Below are 17,117 nucleotides of genomic sequence, written 5' to 3' on the forward strand. Positions count from 1 at the left end.
GGCGGCGGCGGGTCAGTAGATGCGGCGGGTCAGTAGATGTCGCGCAGGTAGCGGCGGTCGGCGGTGAGCTGGCGGACGTAGACGGCGGCGCCGTCGGTGTCGAGGCCGCCGTGCAGGGAGATGATCTCGCGCAGCGTCCGGTCGACGTCCGCCGCCATCCGGCTGGCGTCGCCGCAGACATAGAGGTGGGCGCCGTCCTGCAACCACGACCACAGCCGGGCGCTGTGCTCGCGCATCCGGTCCTGGACGTAGACCTTCGACCGCTGATCGCGGGAGAAGGCGACGTCCAGGCGGTGTAGCGTGCCGTCCGCCTGTAGCGCGGCGAGCTCCTCGGCGTAGTAGTAGTCGGTGGCCCGGCGCTGCTCGCCGAAGAACAGCCACGTCCGGCCGCGGGCACCGCGGGCGCGGCGGTCCTGCAGGAACGCGAGGAACGGGGCCACGCCCGTCCCCGGCCCGATCATCACCAGCGGCGTGTCCGGATCGGCCGGCGGACGGAAGTGGGTCGAGCGCTGCACGAACACCGGCACCGGCGCCTCGCCGGGCCCGTCGGCGAGGAACGTCGAGCACACGCCCCCGCGGGCCCGGCCGCCGCGGCCGTCGAACCGGACCACCGACACCGTCAGATGCACCTCGCCGGGATGGGCCAACGGGCTCGACGAGATCGAGTACAGCCGGGGCTGCAGCCGCCGCAGCACCCCCGCCCACTCGGCCGCCCCGGCCCGCACAGGCAGCTCGGCGAGCACGTCCGCCGCCTGACGTCCCCACGTCCATCGCGCGAGCGCGTCGGAGTTGTCCGGGCGCAGCAGGGTGCGCAGGTCGCGGTCGCCGCTGCGCTCGGCGACGAACCGCAGCAACGCCGGGGTGATCCCCGTGATGTCTAGATGGCTGCGCAGCGCCGTGGCGAACGGCATCTCGCCCACCCCGCTGACGGGCACGGGCTGGCCCGGGTCGACACCGGTTCGCTCCAGCCACTCCGCGACGAGGTCGGCGCCGTTCACCGGCCAGACGCCGAGGGCGTCGCCGACCTCGTAGGTCAGCGCGGTGCCGGCGGTGCGGAAGGCGAACCGCCGCACCTCCTTCGCCGAACCGGGCCGGCTGAGCAGCTCGTTGCCGATCAGCGGCGCGGCGGCCGGCGCCGCGCGGGAGGGCCGGCCCGCGACGGTGGCCGGCGCCGTGCCCGCGGGGTTCCCTGGGCCCGCGGGGTTCTCAGCGGCGGCGGGATTCTCAGGGTCGGCCGGCCTCCTGAGGTCGCCGTGGTTCGCGGGGGCCAGCGCGGCGAGCACGGCGTGGAGCCAGCTCGCGGCGTCCTGCTCGTAGTCCGGTTCGCAGTCTGTCCGGGGCACCAGCCGCACCGCGCCGAGTTCGCCGAGCCGCTCGTCGACGCGCCGGCCGTGGCCGCAGAAGTCGGCGTAGCTGGAGTCGCCGAAGGCGAGCACGGCGTAGCGCAGGTGCGGTAGGCGGGGCGCATCCGGCGCCGACAGCGACTCCAGGAAGCCGCCGCCGTTGTCCGGCGCCTCGCCGTCGCCGAAGGTGCTCGTGATGACGAGCAGGTCGCCGCCGTCACGCAGCTCCTCGGGCGAGCACTCGCCCATGGACCGCATTCGCGCGGTCCAACCGGCGGTGGTGAGCCGCTCGGCGGCGGTCGTGACGGCGAAGTCCTCGGCGGTGCCCGTCTGGGACGCCCACAGCACGGTGATCTCCCGCGTCGCCGGTCCCGTCCCGCCCTCCGCGTCCGTGGCAGTCGGGCCGGCAGGGCTCTCCGGGCCGGCGGGGCTCTCCGGGTCGGCGGGGGCGGAGCCGCCGCGGCGCTGGGCGGGGACGTCACCCGCGGGGAGGTCACCCGCGGGGGCGAGCGGGGGCACGGGGGTCCGGGAGAACGCCCCGGCGAGCGCGCCGTTGACCCACGCCGCCTGCGCGGGGGCGAGGGGAGAGCCGGGCGGCAGGACCGGAACCCCGCCCGGTGTCGTCCCCGGGACCGCGTCGCCCAGGGCGGCGACGAATCCCGCGAGGTAGCGCCGCTCGTCGTCGCCGAGGGCTGGCGCGGCGATTCCCCGCAGGCCGAACAGCTCCCCGAGCGCCTCCGCCGCGGTCGGCCCGGAATCCGCCGTCGGCGGTGCCGTGGGCCACGGTGCCCCCGGGTGCGCGCCCGTCGCGATCGGCGCGGTTCGCGCGTCCGCGGGAGGGGCGCTCGCCGCGGGGCGAGCGGCCGGCGCATCGGCCGGCGCATCGGCCGGCGCATCGGCCGGCGAGTCGGTCGGCGCGGCGGCGACCCGGGTGAGGGCGACCGCGCAGACCTTCAGCTCCGGCTGGAACGAGATCGGGTCGACGGCGTCGGAGGTGACCGCGTTGACGCTGAGGTACTCGCCGAACAGGTCGTTCCAGTGGATCGGCGCGAAGCAGTTCCCGGGGAGCACCCGGTCGGTCACGACCGCCGGCAACACCGCCCGTCCGCGCCGGGAGGCGACCTCGACCGCGTCGCCCTCGCCGACTCCGAGGGCCTCGGCGTCGCGCGGATGGATCTCGACGAACGGGCGCGGGTTGAGCCGGTTGAGCTTCGCGACCTTGCCGGTCTTGGTCAGGGTGTGCCACTGGTGCTGGACGCGGCCGGTGTTCAACACGAACGGGAAGTCGTCGTCGGGCAGCTCGGCGGCGAGCAGGTGCGGGCGTGGATGGAACACCGCCCGCCCCGACGGGGTCGCGAACGCCAGGCGCGGCCGCGTCCCGTCGGGCCGTTCGACGAGGCGCTGGCTGATCCCGTCGTTGCGGTACCGGACGGGGTTGCGCGCCGGGCCGTCCGCCGCCGCGGCCGGCCACTGCACCGGCGTCTCGCGCAGCCGGTCGTAGCTGACGCCGCGCAGGTCGTAGCCGGTCAGCGGGTTGTGGAAGGCCCGGATCTCCGCGAAGACCTCCTCGGCGTCGCGGTAGGCGAAGGCGTCGGCGTAGCCCATCTCGGCGGCGACCCGGGCGACGAGCCGCCAGTCCGCCATGGCCTGGCCGGGCGGGTCGGCCGCCTGCTGGACCAGGGTCAGGTTCCGCTCCGAATTGATCATGATGCCGGTGCTCTCGGCCCACATCGCGGCGGGCAGCAGCACGTCGGCGTAGGCGTTCGTCTCCGTCTCGGCGAAGGCGTCCTGGGCGACGACGAACTCGGCCGCCTCCAGCCCCTCGATCACCGTGCGCCGGTTGGCTACCGAGGCCACCGGGTTCGTACAGATGATCCAGCAGGCCCTGATCTCGCCGGCGGCCATCCGGGCGAACATGTCGACGGTGCCCCGCCCGGCGTCGGTGCGCAGCGTGCCCGCCGGCAGGCCCCACCGCTGCTCGACGAAGGCGCGGTCGTCCGCGGCCACCACCGAACGCTGTCCCGGCAGGCCCGGTCCCATGTAGCCCATCTCCCGCCCGCCCATCGCGTTCGGCTGGCCGGTCAGCGAGAACGGGCCCGCGCCCGGCTTGCAGATCGCCCCGGTCGCCAGGTGCAGGTTGCACAGCGCGTTGGTGTTCCAGGTGCCGTGGGTCGACTGGTTCAGGCCCATCGTCCACAGGCTCATCCACGCCCCGGCCGCGCCGATCCACTGCGCCGCCCGGCGGATGTCCGCCGCCGGGATGCCGGTGATCTCCGCGACCCGGTCCGGCGGGTAGTCGGCGAGGAACGCCGGCATCGCCTCCCAACCCTCGGTGTGCTCGGCGATGAACGCCTCGTCGATGTGCCCGCCGGTGACCAGCAGGTGGAGCAGGCCGTTGAGCAGCGCGAGGTCCGTGCCCGGGTTGATCTGGAGGAACAGGTCGGCCTTGGCGGCCGTCGCGGAGCGCCGGGGGTCGACGACGATGAGCCGGGCACCGGCCTTGACCCGGTCGAGCAGCCGCAGGAACAGGATCGGGTGGCAGTCGGCCATGTTCGCGCCGATGACAAAGAACACCTCGGCGTGGTCGAAGTCCTCGTACGATCCCGGCGGGCCGTCCGCGCCGAGCGACAGCTTGTAGCCGCTGCCGGCGCTGGCCATGCACAACCGCGAGTTCGACTCGATCTGGTTGGTGCCGACGAACCCCTTCGCCAGCTTGTTCGCCAGGTACTGCGCCTCCAGCGACATCTGCCCCGAGACGTAGAACGCGACCGCGTCGGGGCCGTGGGTGTCGACGATCCGGCGCAGCTCCCGGGCGACCCGGCTGATGGCGGCGTCCACGTCGAGAGCCGCCGGCTCGCCCTGCCGGTCGCCGCGTACGAGCGCGCTGGTCAGCCGGCCCGGCGCGGCCAGCATCTCCGCGCTGGTAGCCCCCTTGGTGCACAGCCGGCCGCGGTTGGCCGGATGCTCGCGGTCGCCGGTGACCTTGACGACGCGGCGCCGGCCGTCCTCGCCCGTCTCGACGTCGAGCACCATCCCGCAGCCGACCCCGCAGTAGGAGCAGACCGACCGCACCTGACCTGCCATGTCCTGGCGGGTCGGGGCCGGATGGGCGGGTGCGGTCATGGGTGGTCCCCTCCCTGACCAGGGACAGTCGGACGATGTCCGCACTGACTGTAGGAACGACCCGTTTCGCGGGCATCGCACGCGCCGGCGGCGGCGGTAACGTCGCGCGCACCTCGGCTGCCAGCTCCATGTGAGACTCGGGGCGCCGGTGCCGCGGCGTCCGTACGATGACCCATCGTGGATCTCGAAGCTGACCGGGTGGCCCACCTGCTCGCCGCGCAGGCCCGCGCGGTGGAGCTGTTCGACGAGGTCACCGTGCGTGGCCTGATCACCCCCGGTCGCGGGGAGCGTGAGGTCAGCGACCAGATCCGCGACCTCGCCCACGAGATGTTCGGCGTCGAGCGGCACTGGCACAAGCGGATCGTTCGAGCCGGGCCGAACACGGTGTACCCCTACGCCGACAACCCGCCCGACCGGCCGATCGGCGCCGACGACATCGTCTTCTGCGACTTCGGGCCGGTCTTCGAGGGCTGGGAGGCCGACTTCGGCCGAACCTTCGTCCTCGGCGACGACCCGGTCAAGCACCGGCTGCTCGCCGACCTGCCGCGGATCTTCGACGCTGGCCGCCGCTACTTCGAGACCCATCCGGACGTCACCGGCGCCGAGCTGTACGCCGCCGTCGGCCAGCTCGCCGCCGACGCCGGCTGGGTCTACGGCGGCCCGCTCGCCGGCCACCTCGTCGGCGAGTTCCCGCACGCCCGCATCCCCGGCAACAAGGTCGAGTACTACGTCACCCCCGGCAGTGACCAGCCGATGCGGCGGGTCGACGTCGACGGCCGGCCCTGCCACTGGATCCTGGAGATCCACCTCGTCGACCGCGGTCGCGCCTTCGGCGGCTTCCACGAGGAACTCCTCGACCTCGGCCACCGCATCGACTAGGCCGCACATCCGACTTCATGATCGTCGGGGTTACCGATCGTGTCCGATATCGGCAAGTCGCCACGCGGCGTACTCCCGCGCTATCCTTGCACGGCCGTGCATGCCGGAATCGTTGTCCGTGGCCGCGCGGTAGGTCCACAGGCCAGCAACGAAGGCTGCGAAGGCATTGACCGCGTCGCCGTCAATGCCGGACCATGTCCGTAGCGTTCCCGCCCATTCTTCCGCCTCGGCAGGGGTATGCCCGGCTTCGACAAGCCGGATCACCATAAAGGCGGTGTCAACCCATTCGGCTGCCGCTGCTGGCCATCCCCAGTCGATGACGTGGACCCGCCCGTCTGCGCCGAGTACGAATTGGTCGCCGTGAAGGTCGGTATGGGTGAGCCGGTCGCCCTGCACGGCTTCCGGTGCAAGCGCGGTCCATCGGTCCATCCTGTCAACGTCCCATTCTGCCACGTGGGCGGGTGCTTCTGTGGCAAGGCGGCTCCACCAGTCTCGGACCGTCCACCGCTCGTGTAGGCCCTTGAGTCCCGTGGCCGCCATGACGCTCATCCGTTCAAGAGTCGACGCGACACGTTCCAGGTCCGGCGAGCGGGGGGAGAGGTCGGCCGGACGGCCGGGCACATACTCGAAGCCGGCCGCCAACCAGTCGTCTAGCTCCACGGAGAACAGGACGGCCGGAGCCAGCGGCGCCGCGAGCGTGCCGGCTGAGACCTCGTTGCGGAGCCACCGCATGGGCCGCGATATCCCCTTGACGCCCTTGAGGAAGACCCGACCTTCAGGTACATCAAGGAATGCGGCGAGGTCGCTATTACCTCCGACCCTGATAGGGGTCGCCTGCGCGACGGGGCCGACGTGGCGTTCCACTTCGCCCCGTAGCAGGGCCGGGAGATCCTCCCATGCGGTGGTCACCATCTGTCGCTCTTCCTCCTACTTGGGAATCCTGCTGCCCTGGTTCTCGTCCCCGTCCTTGCCGGAGGCGGAGCAGTTCCCTTCGTCCGCGCAGTCCGCTACGGCCGCCAAGGTCCACAGCTTCTCGTCGACCTCGTACCCGGTCGCGCGCACGGCCGTGATGGTCCGGTGCAGGGTACCGGCGCGCGAGCGGTCGCCGTCGGTGGGCTCGTGGTGGATGAACCGGCCCGCGACGCGGGCGCAGAAGCTCGCGTAGTCACGGGTGTGGAGGAGGAAGACGTGCCACCCGGGGTCGACGGCCGTCGACGGAGCGAGGGCGGCACCGGGGTTGTCGGCACACGCCTTGAGGAAGACCAACGCCTGATCGACCACCCTTTCGGAGTGGCCGCGGTCGTGACCCTCGTCCTTCATGACCCGCTCAGTGAGACGGTCGAACAGGTCAGGGGTCACCAGTTCACGCGCAGATGTCATCCGTCCGATTCCACGCAATGGAGCTGCTCGTCACGCAGAATATGGCGATGCATGCGGCTCACCTTGGCCGCCCTGCCGAAGCTCTCACGCTCGCCCGGCAAGTGCTCGAAACCAACAGGCTGACCCCTCGTCTAGAGACATTGTTCCGCACGCGGGAGGCCCGCGCCCTGGCCCAGGGGGGCGACATAAGTGGCGCGCTCGACAGCTTCGCGAAAGCGCGAAGCCTCTACATGGAAGGTGTACGCGACGGTGAGCCCTACTGGTTTTGGTGGATCAATGATCAGGAAGTCTTCTGGCATGAGGGAATGATCTATTCTGACCTTGGTCGCTGGTCCGATTCGCTAGAAGCGCTGCAAAGATCTATCGAAGTCACACCCGCGAGGGAAAGGTGCCGGAAATATCACAACCTTGCGTCGCTGCTGGAAGTGCAGGTCATGGCCGGGAACTGGAGGGATTTGGAATCGACTATGGAGGGCCTGCTGGTCTACGCGGGGGAGATCAATTCATCTCGGGTCAATGCGATTCTCCTGAGCGCCACGGCCAAGGTTCTCCACTCGCCTGCATCCTCATCAGCTTTGGACGCTGCCGCCATGCTCCGGGAAGAGGTAGTCGACGTGTGACAGCCGCACAAGTCGTTCGCTCGACTTGCCAGATCCGGACCGCGGCGCGGGGATGCGCCTCACCGGTCGTGTCCTGCCGCGAGCGATCGGGCCACAGCCAGCACAGCCGACGGGACCGCGAACCGTCCCAGTTGCCCCCTGGCAGCCTCGACGGCCCATGCCGGCGGTTCGGATAGGCCCGATCGGTCGGGCCGTGGTTCGGGTCGTAGCCGGTTCGTAGGCGCGTTCGGCGGGGGCAGGGCCGGTCCTGTCCTTCTGATCTTCGATGCTGCCGCGCGGAACGCGCGGGGGCTGAAAGGGCAGAAGTCCGCCCTCTGGGCGGACTCAGAGGGGGCGGCAGGCATGGGTGAGGGTCCAGCCGGCGGCGGCATCGGGTTCGGCGGAGACGCGGCGGTGCAGCAGAGTGGCGGTCAGCGGGGCGACGTCGATCCGCCAGAAGATCTCCGGCGGGCAGCGCAGCACGAGGAGCAGCACCGCGCGGACAACCGCCGGATGGGTCACCGCGATGACATTCCCCGCGGCGACATCCACCGGTTCGCCGCCCAGCCGCGCGAGCCAGCCACCGACCCGGTCGAGCAGGTCCAGCCGCGACTCGCCGCCCGGCGGCGTCATCGCCGGGTCCTCATGCCACCGCCGCAGGCTGTCCAGGGGCACCTCGTCCAGCCCGCGGCCCCGCCAGTCACCCACGTCCAGGTCCCGCAGCGCGGCTTCGACGCCCGCCGCGGGCACGGCCCCGCTCCCGTCGACGTCCGCGGGCGGGTCGGCGCCCGGAAGGGCAAGCGCCTGAGCGGTCTGGCGGGCGCGGGCGGAACCGTCGGTGAGCACCCGAGCCCGGCCGGGCAGCACGCCGCCCGCCACGGCCTGGGCCGCGAGCGCGGCGCGGCGCCGACCATCGGGGTCGAGGTCCTCGTCGGCCGGGAATCGGGCGGCCCGCAGCGCCGGCGTCGGTGCCGCACTCACCAGTGCCAGCCGCAAGGTTGCGCCACCTGTCACCAGCCGAGCGAACCGATGCTGCCGGCGACTGTCAACGTCAGTCCAGGAGTCGGCCGGCGCGGGCTCGCGACGTCCGCGTGTCACTGGCGACGCACGCCGGTCGAGGAGGTCAGGGTCGGGCGTCAACTCCTCGCGTCACTATCTCCTCGCGTCACTCGGCCGTCGCGCGCACCGGTGACGGTAGCCTGAGAAACACCGGCAGGTCATGGGAGGTCGAGGTCGACGCCGACCAGGGAAACGACGGTGCGGACAGGCCGTGGAGCGAAAAGTGGTCACGGACCGGTGGTTACACCGTCGCACATCCCGTCGCGGGCGCAGCCGTCGCGACGGCAGCCGACGGCGAGTCGCCGGACCTGCCGGCACGACCCGCAGAGTCGCCAGAGCGAGTCACCACCGCGACCCGGCGGACCCGCACCGCCTGGCGCGGTCGCCCCGGTCGCCCCGGTCGCCCCGGTCGCCGTGCCGGGATCGCGTTCATTGTCCTGGCGGCGCTCGTCGCGCAGTTCGTCGTCGCCGACCGAGTCGCCGTCGCGTTCGCGAAACGGGAGATGGCCAGCCAGATCCGCAGCGGTGCCCTGGCCGACCTGCCGTGCGACACCCCCCCGCCGACGGTCTCCGACGTCAGCATCGGCGGCTTCCCGTTCCTCACCCAGGTGCTGACCGGATCGTTCTCCGACGTCGGCATGACCATGACCGGCCTGCCCACGACCGGCCCCCGCATCGAGCGGATCAGCGCACACGTCCGCGGCGTCCACGTCCCGATCTTCAGGCTCGCCACCGGCGGCGACGGCACCATCCGCATCGACGACATGCGGGCGGCGGTCCGCATGACGTACGCCGACCTGAACGCCTTCCTCCAGACCCAACCCGGCCGGGTGCACATCACCCCGGTCGACGGTGGTAGCCGCCTCGAGATCACCGCGACCGCGAACATCCCGCTGCTCGGTGACCAGCAGGTCGGCGGCGTGACCACCTTCGCCGTCCACGACAACAAGGTCACGCTGGTGCCGTCGGAGATCTCGCTGAGCGGATTGTTCAACCTGACGTTCCCGCTCGGCAACCTCGGCAGCTACGTGCCACAGATCCCGATTCCCGTCGGTGACCTGCCCTTCAATCTGACCGTCACCAACGCCTCGACCGACGCCACGGGTCTGTCGCTCGCCGCGACCGCGACGAACATCGAAGTCTCGACAGCCGACCAGAAGCCCTGCCGCCCCACCGGCAACTGACGGTGGCCGGGCCGTCAGGGCTTTCTGCCCAGGCCGCCGTGGATGCTGACGGCGGCGTCGGTCAGGTCGGGGACGGCGCCGTCCGGGCGCCAGCGGTGGACCACCTGGATGCCCGGGTCGACCGGTTCCAGGCCGTCGAAGAAGCGGGCGAACTCGGCGCGGGAGCGCTGCTGGGCGGGGATGCCGCGGGCCCGGTAGGTCTCGGTCACCCGCTCCCAGGCCGGGTCGTAGTCGGCGGTGATGTGCGACAGCAGCAGGTAGCTTCCGGAGGGCAGCGCGTCGACGAGCCGGCGGACGATGCCGTCCGGGTCGTCGGCGTCCGGGACGAAGTGCAGGAGCGCGACGAGGGACAGCGCCACCGGTCGGTCGAGGTCCAGGGTGTCGCGCAGTTCGGGCGACGTGAGGATGCGGTCGGTGTCGCGGACGTCGGCGTCCAGGTAGGCGGTGTGTCCCTGCGGGCTGCTGGTCAGCAGGGCGCGGGCGTGCGCGAGCACGATCGGGTCGTTGTCGGTGTAGACCACGCGCGACTCCGGCGCGGTGGCCTGGGCGATTTCGTGCAGGTTCGGGGAGGTGGGGATGCCCGTGCCGACGTCGAGAAACTGGCGGATTCCCACCTCGCCGGCCAGGTAGCGGATCGCGCGTGCCATGAACGCACGGTTCTGCCGGGCGGTGACGCGACCGTTCGGGAACACGGCCAGGGCCTGCTCGGCGGCCAGCCGGTCGGCGGGGAAATTGTCCTTCCCGCCCAGGTAGTAGTCGTACATGCGGGCGGCGTGCGGCCGATCGGTCTTCAGCTCCACCGAGGTGCGCTGCTCCATGAATGCCTTCCACCACTCCTTGTCGTCCCGCTTTGAGGAATCTCGATCCGGGGCGTTCCGGCCACGGTCGGCCCGGTCGGGAAGATCCGTGCTTGGCATCGGTCCAGCTCCTTCGCTATCCGGACGATGCGGCACAAATCATCGTAACGGGTCCATGGCTATCTGTGGGCAGAGAGGTGCGGCCGGTCGCGGAGACGAGCCGGGCGCCGGCATCATCCTTTCCTGTCCGGCGTGTCCCCTCGTCATCGGCCGCGTCCAGGACCGAGCGGAGGCCACTTCGCCGGTTTTTGCTTCGTCATTGTGGATGAGATCCCCTGCTGTCCCTCCGCTTCACGGAAGCGGAAATCGTTAATGATTTAACTAATATTGGGGGAGCGGTCGGGGGTCTCGGCATGGCGCGGACGGGGGGATCGCGGTCGGGTGGCCCGGTGCGGGGAGCGACGAATGCCGTCCCGGGAAGGGCCGCCGTCGTGGGCCTGGCCGGGCTCCTGGCTGTGCCGGCCCTCGCGGGAGTGGCCGCCGTCCGTCGGATGAGATCCATCCCGGCGGCGGGCGGTGGACCGCGCCGGCACCTCCGCCCGCCCTGACGCCGCTGACCCCGCTGATTCGGCGGGCTCGGGTCCCGGCCGTTCGCGTGATTCCTGCGGCGCCTGCTCGGCGGTGCTGCTGTCGTCGGCTGTCGGGGAGGAGGGCGGGTGCGGGCGGCGTCCGGGCAGCGAGGGCCGGGGGAGCAGGGCCTCGGCGCGCAGGGCGGCGAACAGGACGCGGGGAAGGTCGCGGGTGGTCGGGTAGCAGCCGTAACGGGGCTGCCAGTCCGGGTCGAACTTGGCGTTGAAGCGGTAGATCGACTCGATCCGGAACCAGCGGGACGCCGCGAGAAGCAGCCCGCGCCACAGCCGCAGTGCGGGGGTCGCGCCCAGCCGTTCCCCGCGGGCCAGAGCGGCGCGGAAGGGGGCGAAGGTCAGCGACACCCGGGTGACGCCCAGCCGGCCGGCCTCGCGTAGCAGGGCCACGACCATGAACTCGGTCAGCCCGTTCGCGGCGGTCCGGTCGCGGCGCACGGCGTCCAGGGACAGGCCGTCCGGTCCCCAGGGCAGGAAGGTCAGCAGGCCGCGCAGCCGCCCGTCCTGGAACGCCCGGACGATCACGCAGTCGGCGTCCTCGGGCGCGCCGACGCGGCCCAGCGCCATGGAGAAGCCGCGTTCGGTGCGGCAGGAACGCCAGGCCACCGCCCGGTCCGCCAGCGCCGCCCGCTCGGCCGGATCCAGATCGGCGGCCCGGTCGATCCGGGCGGTGTAGCCGGCGCGCTCGACCCGCGCCACCGCTTGCCGCACACCGCGCATCGCCCGCCCGTCCAGGCCGAACGCCGCGGTCCGCACGACCGCCTCGTCGCCGAGTTCCAGCACCCGCAGGCCGGCCCGCTGGTAGGCGCGCCCGCCGTCCGGCCCACAGCCGAGTACCGCCGGAACCCAGGCGTGCGCGGCGGCGAGGTCGAGGAACGGGCGGATCACCCCGGGCCACGCCTCCGGGTCGCCGATCGGGTCGCCGGCGGCCAGCGCGACCCCGCCGACGACCCGGTAGCTGATCGCGGCCTTCCCCGACGGCGACCACAGCACGCTGCGGTCGCGGCGCAGCGCCACGTGTCCCCGTGAATCCCGCCCGCCGTGGCGGGCCAACAGCGCCCGCAGCCCTGCCTCGTCGGCCTCGGTCAGCGCGGCGACCGGGGCGGCCGGACGCAGCGCGAGGTAGCCGGGGACGGCGACGGTGAGTGCGCCGAGGGCGAGCAGGACCGCCGCGACGAGGTCGCCGTCACCCGGGCCGAACCGCACCGGACCGGTCACCCCGACGAGGCCCGCCAGCACGTGCTCCACCCGCGCCCCGAGGCCGCCGCCGCCGTGGCGGAACCGGATGACGGCGAGCCCGACGACCAGGTCCGCGGTTCCCAGCGCGGCGAGGGCGCCGAGGGCCCGCCACCTGGTCCGCGGGTCACCGGCGGCCGGGAAGTGGCGCCGGCAGGCGACCAGGACGGCGAACGGGACGAGGTCGATGGCCGCGGGAACCACCGCAAGGCCGCGGGCGAGGTCCAGCAGCACGGCCGCGCCGGACAGCGCCGCCGCCGCGCGCCAGGCCCGCCGCTTGCGCCGGCGCAGCCCGTGGGCCAGGCCGACGAGCAGCAGGCCCACACCCACGCTGGTACCGGTGGCGGCCTGCGTCACGATGCCGGGGATCAGCCGGCCGAGCCAGGTCCACCGGGTCGGCCGGTGGCTGATCGCGCCGATGACGTCGACGAGCCCGACGAGGGCGGTCAGCGTCGCGATCAGGGCAGGTCCGGGCAGGCGCCCGCCGGACGGGGCGGTCGCCGCCGTCCCCTTCTTGCGACGCGTCACGAGGTAGGCGCTCCAAGCTGCGAACCGGGGTCATGGGCGGCCCGGGCGAGGTCCGGGACCGCCGGCACGGTACATCCCCGGCGCACCTGGAGGTTCGGCGGTTCGCCAACTTTTGGGCGCGCCGACGGATCGTCGTCCCCGCGGCGGCCCGCGGCTGTGCACATCCGCGGAACCGTCGGGTTGCCTGGTGAACGCGCTGCCGCAGGACGACCGCCGCCAACGTCCGCCCGACAGATTCCCGTCGGGCATGTCGAGGAGCGGGCCGTCAGGGGGCGAGAACGGACTTTCCGACCGTGGTGCGATCTTCGGCGTTGCGGTGCGCGGCAGCCGCCTGCGACAGCGGCAGGACGCTGCCGATGATCGGCCGCAGCGCGTCGCCGCCACCCAGGGCGAACGCCTGCTTCCGCAGTTGGGTGAGCCGGTGCGCAGGCAGCGCAGGCGAGGAGAAGCCGATGACCGACACCCCCCGGTGGAACACGGCCAGCGGGTCGAGGCGCGGTGGCTGCCCGCTGGTCGTCCCGTAGATCACCATCCGGCTGTGCCCCGGCGTCAACAGGCCGAACGCCGCCTGCGAGGCCACTCCGCCGAGGCATTCGAACACCACCGAGACGCCGCCGTCCGCGGCTTCGCCGACGCGCCGGTGCCAGTCCGGTGTGTCGTGGTCGATCGCGACGTCCGCGCCGAGCTCCCGGGCCAGCGCGAGTTTCCGTGCGCCGCGGGCAGTGGCGATCACCAGTGCGCCCGCCCGCGCGGCCAACTGCACCAGCAGGCTGCCCACGCCGCTCGTCGCGGCCTCGACCAGCACCGTGTCCGCCGGGCCGAGGCCGGCCGCCGCGGCCACGCCCACCGCGGTCGAGCCCTGCCCGAACAGCGCGAGGGCCGTCGGGTCGTCGAGTGCCTCGGGTCGCGGCAGCGCCGAGGCCGCGGGCACGACGGCGAGCTCCGCGTAGCCACCGCGGGACGTCGCGCCGACGACGTGGCGACCGACAGCCTCCGGATCGACGCCATCTCCGACGCCGACAACGGTACCCGCGACCTCGAATCCCGGTGCGAAGGGCAGCGGCAGATCGGGCAGAGTGTCGCGCATCAGCCCAGCTCGGATCTGGACGTCGGCGAATCCGATTCCCGCGGCGGTGACCCGGACGAGCAGCTCGCCGGGACCCGGCCGCGGATCAGCGATCTCCTCGACCCGCAGAACGTCGGGGGGACCGTACTCGTGAAAGCGAACGGTCTGCATTGTTCATCTCCTCGCGTCTCCGGCTGAGTGCCGCCGCCACCGCTTGATCGGGGCGGCGCGGACGCGAAGGTAACCCGTGAAACACTGGTTACTGCAAAGGTAGTCGAGCACCGCGAGGATACCGATGGAACCACTGAGCCCGGACATGTTCCACCCGGCCTGCCCCAGCGGCGCCGTGCCGATCCGCATCGGCGACAAATGGGCGGCCATGGTCATCGTCTGCCTGGAGCAGGGCCCCCGCCGCTTCTCCGAGCTCCGCGTGCCGATGCACGTCGCCACTCCCAAGGTGCTCACCCAGACCCTGCGGGCGCTCGAACGCGACGGCATGATCACTCGTACCGTCCGCGCGGAGGTACCCCCGCGGGTCGAGTACGAGCTGACGTCGCTGGGCCGAAGCCTGCTCGACCTCATCGCGACCGGTCGCCGCTGGGCCGACGAACACCTGCCCAGCCTGCTCGCGGCCCGCGACGGCTACGCCGAACGCACGGGCGCCGTCGGTGGGTGAGGCTTGACGTCGACCGGACCGCGCGACGCGCGCCGCGCGCCCCCGCGTCACGTGGCAGTTGCGCGGCGACCGATCCTCGCCGGGAGCGAACGCGACGGGAAGAGAATGGGCGTGACGGTACCCGGCTGGTCGAGGGTGTGGTTGGCGGGCCCGTCGTCCTGGTCGGGGCTGGTGAGCAGGAGTTCGGCGGTGACGTATCCGAGCCGCCGGCCATCCCGGCCGCGGACGACGACGATTCCCCCGGGATCGCGGGCGAGGGTGCGCCTGACGGCGTCGAGCGGGGCGTCCGGAGACACGAAGTCCGCCGGATGAATCAGGTCGGTGATTCGCTCGATCGACGGGGAGCCCTGGGTGGCGGCGAGCCGCTGCGCGAGGGTGGACAGGCGGATGACGCCGATGAGTTCGGAACCCGCCTCCACCGCGGCCACCTGGGTCTCGGCGGCGAACATCCGTTCCAGCGCCGCATGCACGGTCGTTCCGGCAGAGATCACCGGAACGGGTACGTCGTTGCGCATGACGTCGGTGACCGTCCTCGCGGCGGGCCGACTGACGCGGTCGATTCGTCGGATCTGCTGATCGATCGGCTGGAGATCGCGGGCCGGGGGAACCAGCACAAAACGGGAGTCGAACGTACATGCCGCCCCAAGAGCTGCCATCTCTTCCGCCCAAACGACGTGCGCGGAAGGTCGGTCCGTGTGAGGTCGGAAGGAGCGTGATCTCGACGCCTGTGCCCGAAGTAGCGAAAATTCTTGGAGGTCCACCGTAAGAACCGTCACGGTGGAGTACCGGAACCGCAGGCCGAGATCGTCGCAGACGTCGGGATGGTGCTCCACCCCGACGGGGTTCACCAGCCGCCCGGCCAGCGCCGCCTCGATCCAGGATGTCCACCGGGATGCCGGCAGAAGTTCCGGCGCGCCTTCCCCGTCGGGCCGCGGGTGGCTGGAAGGGAGAAGCAGATCGTCCGGGCCGCTCGCGGTCGAGGTCTGCTCGGACCGATCCGGCGCGTTGGACTGCCCGCCGGTACCGCCGGCACCGCCGGGCCGGGGGGTGTCGGCGCCGGCCCCGGCGGTGACGGCGTCCGCGGCGCGATCCGCCAGGATGCGGGCGAGATGGTCCTCGGCCTCGCCGACACCGGCGTCGGCGGCGAGGCGCAGCAGCGGCTCGGCCGCGTGGTCGTCGCCGGCGGCGAGATGGTCGAGTGCCTGGGCGTAGAGCGCGTCCTCGACGTCGAGGAGATCGGCGAGGCGCTGGATGCGGCGGCGCTCCCGCGGGTCCTCGTCGGCACCCTGCATGATCTCGACGAAAGTCCGCCCGGAATCCCCGCCGGTCGGCTCTCCGGGGTCGGCAAGGGTCCTCAGCAGAGATTCGACGTCCATCAGTTGGTGCCCTCCTCCCGAGTTTCCCCGGAGCCCTCCACGAACTTCCTCATGTTCTTCTTGGCGTCACTGAACTGCGACTTCACCGTGCCGACGGAGATCTGGAGCACCTCCGCCGTCTCGGCCTCGCTGAATCCCACCACGACCCGCAGCCAGAGCACCTGCCGTTGTCGGAGCGGAAGGCGGTGGACGAGCGCGAGCGCGGCCTGCCGGCCGTCCGGATCGACCGCCCCTTCCACCGGGTCTGGGAGTGCCTGAAGATAGTCGGCCGGATCACCGGGAAGTGATCGGTCGCGCCGCTCCTTCAGGAGCTTCCACGCCAGGCGGCTGGCGATGCGATACCAGTAGGTCCGGACCATCTCCGGGCGGTCGAGACTCGCATACCTGCGGGCCACGATCAGGATGCTGTCCTGGATGACATCGTCGACGTCGGGTTCCGGGCAGCCGACGGAGAGCAGATACCCGCGAAGCCGGGCGGCGTTGTCGTCGAAGAGTTTCTCCACCTCACTCGGCCACACACTCGGAAAGGACAGGGCCCGAGATCGCTCGGGCAGGCCGCTCACCGCGGCGCTCCGGCTGCCTGCGGCGAGGCGTCGCCGCCGGGTTCGTGCGTCGTCGTCATACTGCTGGGCCCTCCGTTCCCGCTGCTTCGCGGTTGTGCCACTGCCTGCACAGAGCACCGCCGGGCGGGAAAGGTTGGGCCGCCCCGAAAGAAATATTCGGAGACGTCGTAGTCAGATCATCCAACCACGCCCGGCCCGGGTCGCCGGCGCGGCGCCCGAGCCAGGCGTACGCACTGGTCAGATGGGCAAACCGGGCAGATTTGCGACCCACTCCCAGAAGCACCCGGCCGGGTAGGCCGCGAAGGCGCCCGCGATTCCCGCGACGACGGCGCTGCCGACGAACCGGACGACCCGGCGCGTCAGTCGGACGCCGCGGCGGTCCGGCCGAACCGGCCGAACCGGCTGCCGGTCCGGCGGAATCCGCCTGACCGGAACGACGGCCGTGGATGGGACTCGGTGCTCCTGCGGACGCGGGGTGATGACCGGGTGGGAAGCTGCCATGGGCGAGCCCTCTCCATGCGGAAACGGGTGCCGGGCCTCGCCATGCCGGCATGCGGCGGTCCGGACGCGAGAACCCGGGAGCCGAACGGGCGCCATGTTCCTGCGGCGGGGTCAATGGCAGCGCCCGGCGGTTCCATCCCTACAGAGGGTCCCGCGGCCGCGG

Annotated in this window: 13 protein-coding genes; 4 read left to right on the forward strand and 9 right to left on the reverse strand. The window is 72.2% G+C overall.

The features are described from left to right. Positions 1-29 precede the first annotated feature (29 nt). On the reverse strand, positions 30-4,466 hold the full coding sequence (locus tag AC5R91_RS26840; protein WP_495394063.1) for a bifunctional nitrate reductase/sulfite reductase flavoprotein subunit alpha: 4,437 nt from the start codon (positions 4,464-4,466) through the stop codon (positions 30-32). A 177-nt stretch (positions 4,467-4,643) separates the two neighbouring features. Between AC5R91_RS26840 and AC5R91_RS26845 the strand changes: the two genes are divergently transcribed. Continuing rightward, positions 4,644-5,345, forward strand: coding sequence for a M24 family metallopeptidase (locus tag AC5R91_RS26845; protein ID WP_495394064.1), 702 nt, complete (start codon positions 4,644-4,646; stop codon positions 5,343-5,345). A gap of 30 nt (positions 5,346-5,375) precedes the next feature. On the opposite strand, the gene AC5R91_RS26850 is transcribed toward AC5R91_RS26845, so the two are convergent. Further along, a complete protein-coding gene (locus AC5R91_RS26850) occupies positions 5,376-6,257 on the reverse strand; it encodes a hypothetical protein (RefSeq protein ID WP_495394065.1) in 882 nt (293 codons plus the stop codon). A gap of 15 nt (positions 6,258-6,272) precedes the next feature. Then, complete coding sequence (locus tag AC5R91_RS26855; RefSeq protein WP_495394066.1) at positions 6,273-6,725, reverse strand: glycine-rich domain-containing protein; 453 nt, start codon at positions 6,723-6,725, stop codon at positions 6,273-6,275. Positions 6,726-6,742: 17 nt separating this feature from the next. Here AC5R91_RS26855 and AC5R91_RS26860 point away from each other — a divergent pair, with 17 nt between their 5' ends. Next, entirely contained in the window at positions 6,743-7,345 is a 603-nt protein-coding gene (locus AC5R91_RS26860) for an NsdA family TPR-like regulatory protein (RefSeq protein ID WP_495394067.1), read from the forward strand. A 324-nt stretch (positions 7,346-7,669) separates the two neighbouring features. Here the strand turns inward: AC5R91_RS26860 and AC5R91_RS26865 are convergent, their stop codons facing one another. Then, positions 7,670-8,320, reverse strand: a complete 651-nt coding sequence (locus AC5R91_RS26865) for a histidine phosphatase family protein (protein ID WP_495394068.1) — start codon at positions 8,318-8,320, stop codon at positions 7,670-7,672. Between the two features lie 95 nt (positions 8,321-8,415). On the opposite strand from AC5R91_RS26865, the gene AC5R91_RS26870 reads away from it, so the two are divergent. Continuing rightward, a complete protein-coding gene (locus AC5R91_RS26870; RefSeq protein ID WP_495394069.1) occupies positions 8,416-9,567 on the forward strand; it encodes an LmeA family phospholipid-binding protein in 1,152 nt (383 codons plus the stop codon). 14 nt (positions 9,568-9,581) lie between these two features. Here AC5R91_RS26870 and AC5R91_RS26875 read toward each other — a convergent pair whose 3' ends face one another. The 3 genes from AC5R91_RS26875 to AC5R91_RS26885 form a co-directional block, all read right to left on the reverse strand. Further along, a complete protein-coding gene (locus AC5R91_RS26875; protein WP_495394070.1) occupies positions 9,582-10,484 on the reverse strand; it encodes an SAM-dependent methyltransferase in 903 nt (300 codons plus the stop codon). Between the two features lie 257 nt (positions 10,485-10,741). Continuing rightward, positions 10,742-12,772: a phosphatidylglycerol lysyltransferase domain-containing protein gene (locus AC5R91_RS26880; protein ID WP_495394071.1), complete on the reverse strand. Its 2,031-nt coding sequence runs from the start codon at positions 12,770-12,772 to the stop codon at positions 10,742-10,744. Between the two features lie 265 nt (positions 12,773-13,037). After that, a complete protein-coding gene (locus tag AC5R91_RS26885; RefSeq protein ID WP_495394072.1) occupies positions 13,038-14,009 on the reverse strand; it encodes a quinone oxidoreductase family protein in 972 nt (323 codons plus the stop codon). Positions 14,010-14,133: 124 nt separating this feature from the next. On the opposite strand from AC5R91_RS26885, the gene AC5R91_RS26890 reads away from it, so the two are divergent. Continuing rightward, entirely contained in the window at positions 14,134-14,514 is a 381-nt protein-coding gene (locus tag AC5R91_RS26890) for a winged helix-turn-helix transcriptional regulator (RefSeq protein WP_495394073.1), read from the forward strand. A gap of 47 nt (positions 14,515-14,561) precedes the next feature. On the opposite strand, the gene AC5R91_RS26895 is transcribed toward AC5R91_RS26890, so the two are convergent. Together AC5R91_RS26895 and AC5R91_RS26900 are read right to left on the reverse strand one after the other, a co-directional pair. Beyond that, positions 14,562-15,890, reverse strand: a complete 1,329-nt coding sequence (locus AC5R91_RS26895; RefSeq protein WP_495394074.1) for a CBS domain-containing protein — start codon at positions 15,888-15,890, stop codon at positions 14,562-14,564. After that, positions 15,890-16,453: an RNA polymerase sigma factor gene (locus tag AC5R91_RS26900; RefSeq protein ID WP_495394075.1), complete on the reverse strand. Its 564-nt coding sequence runs from the start codon at positions 16,451-16,453 to the stop codon at positions 15,890-15,892. The genes AC5R91_RS26895 and AC5R91_RS26900 overlap by 1 nt, the downstream gene beginning before the upstream one ends. Between the last annotated feature and the right edge of the window lie 664 nt (positions 16,454-17,117).

The organism is Frankia sp. BMG5.60, assembly GCF_059428125.1.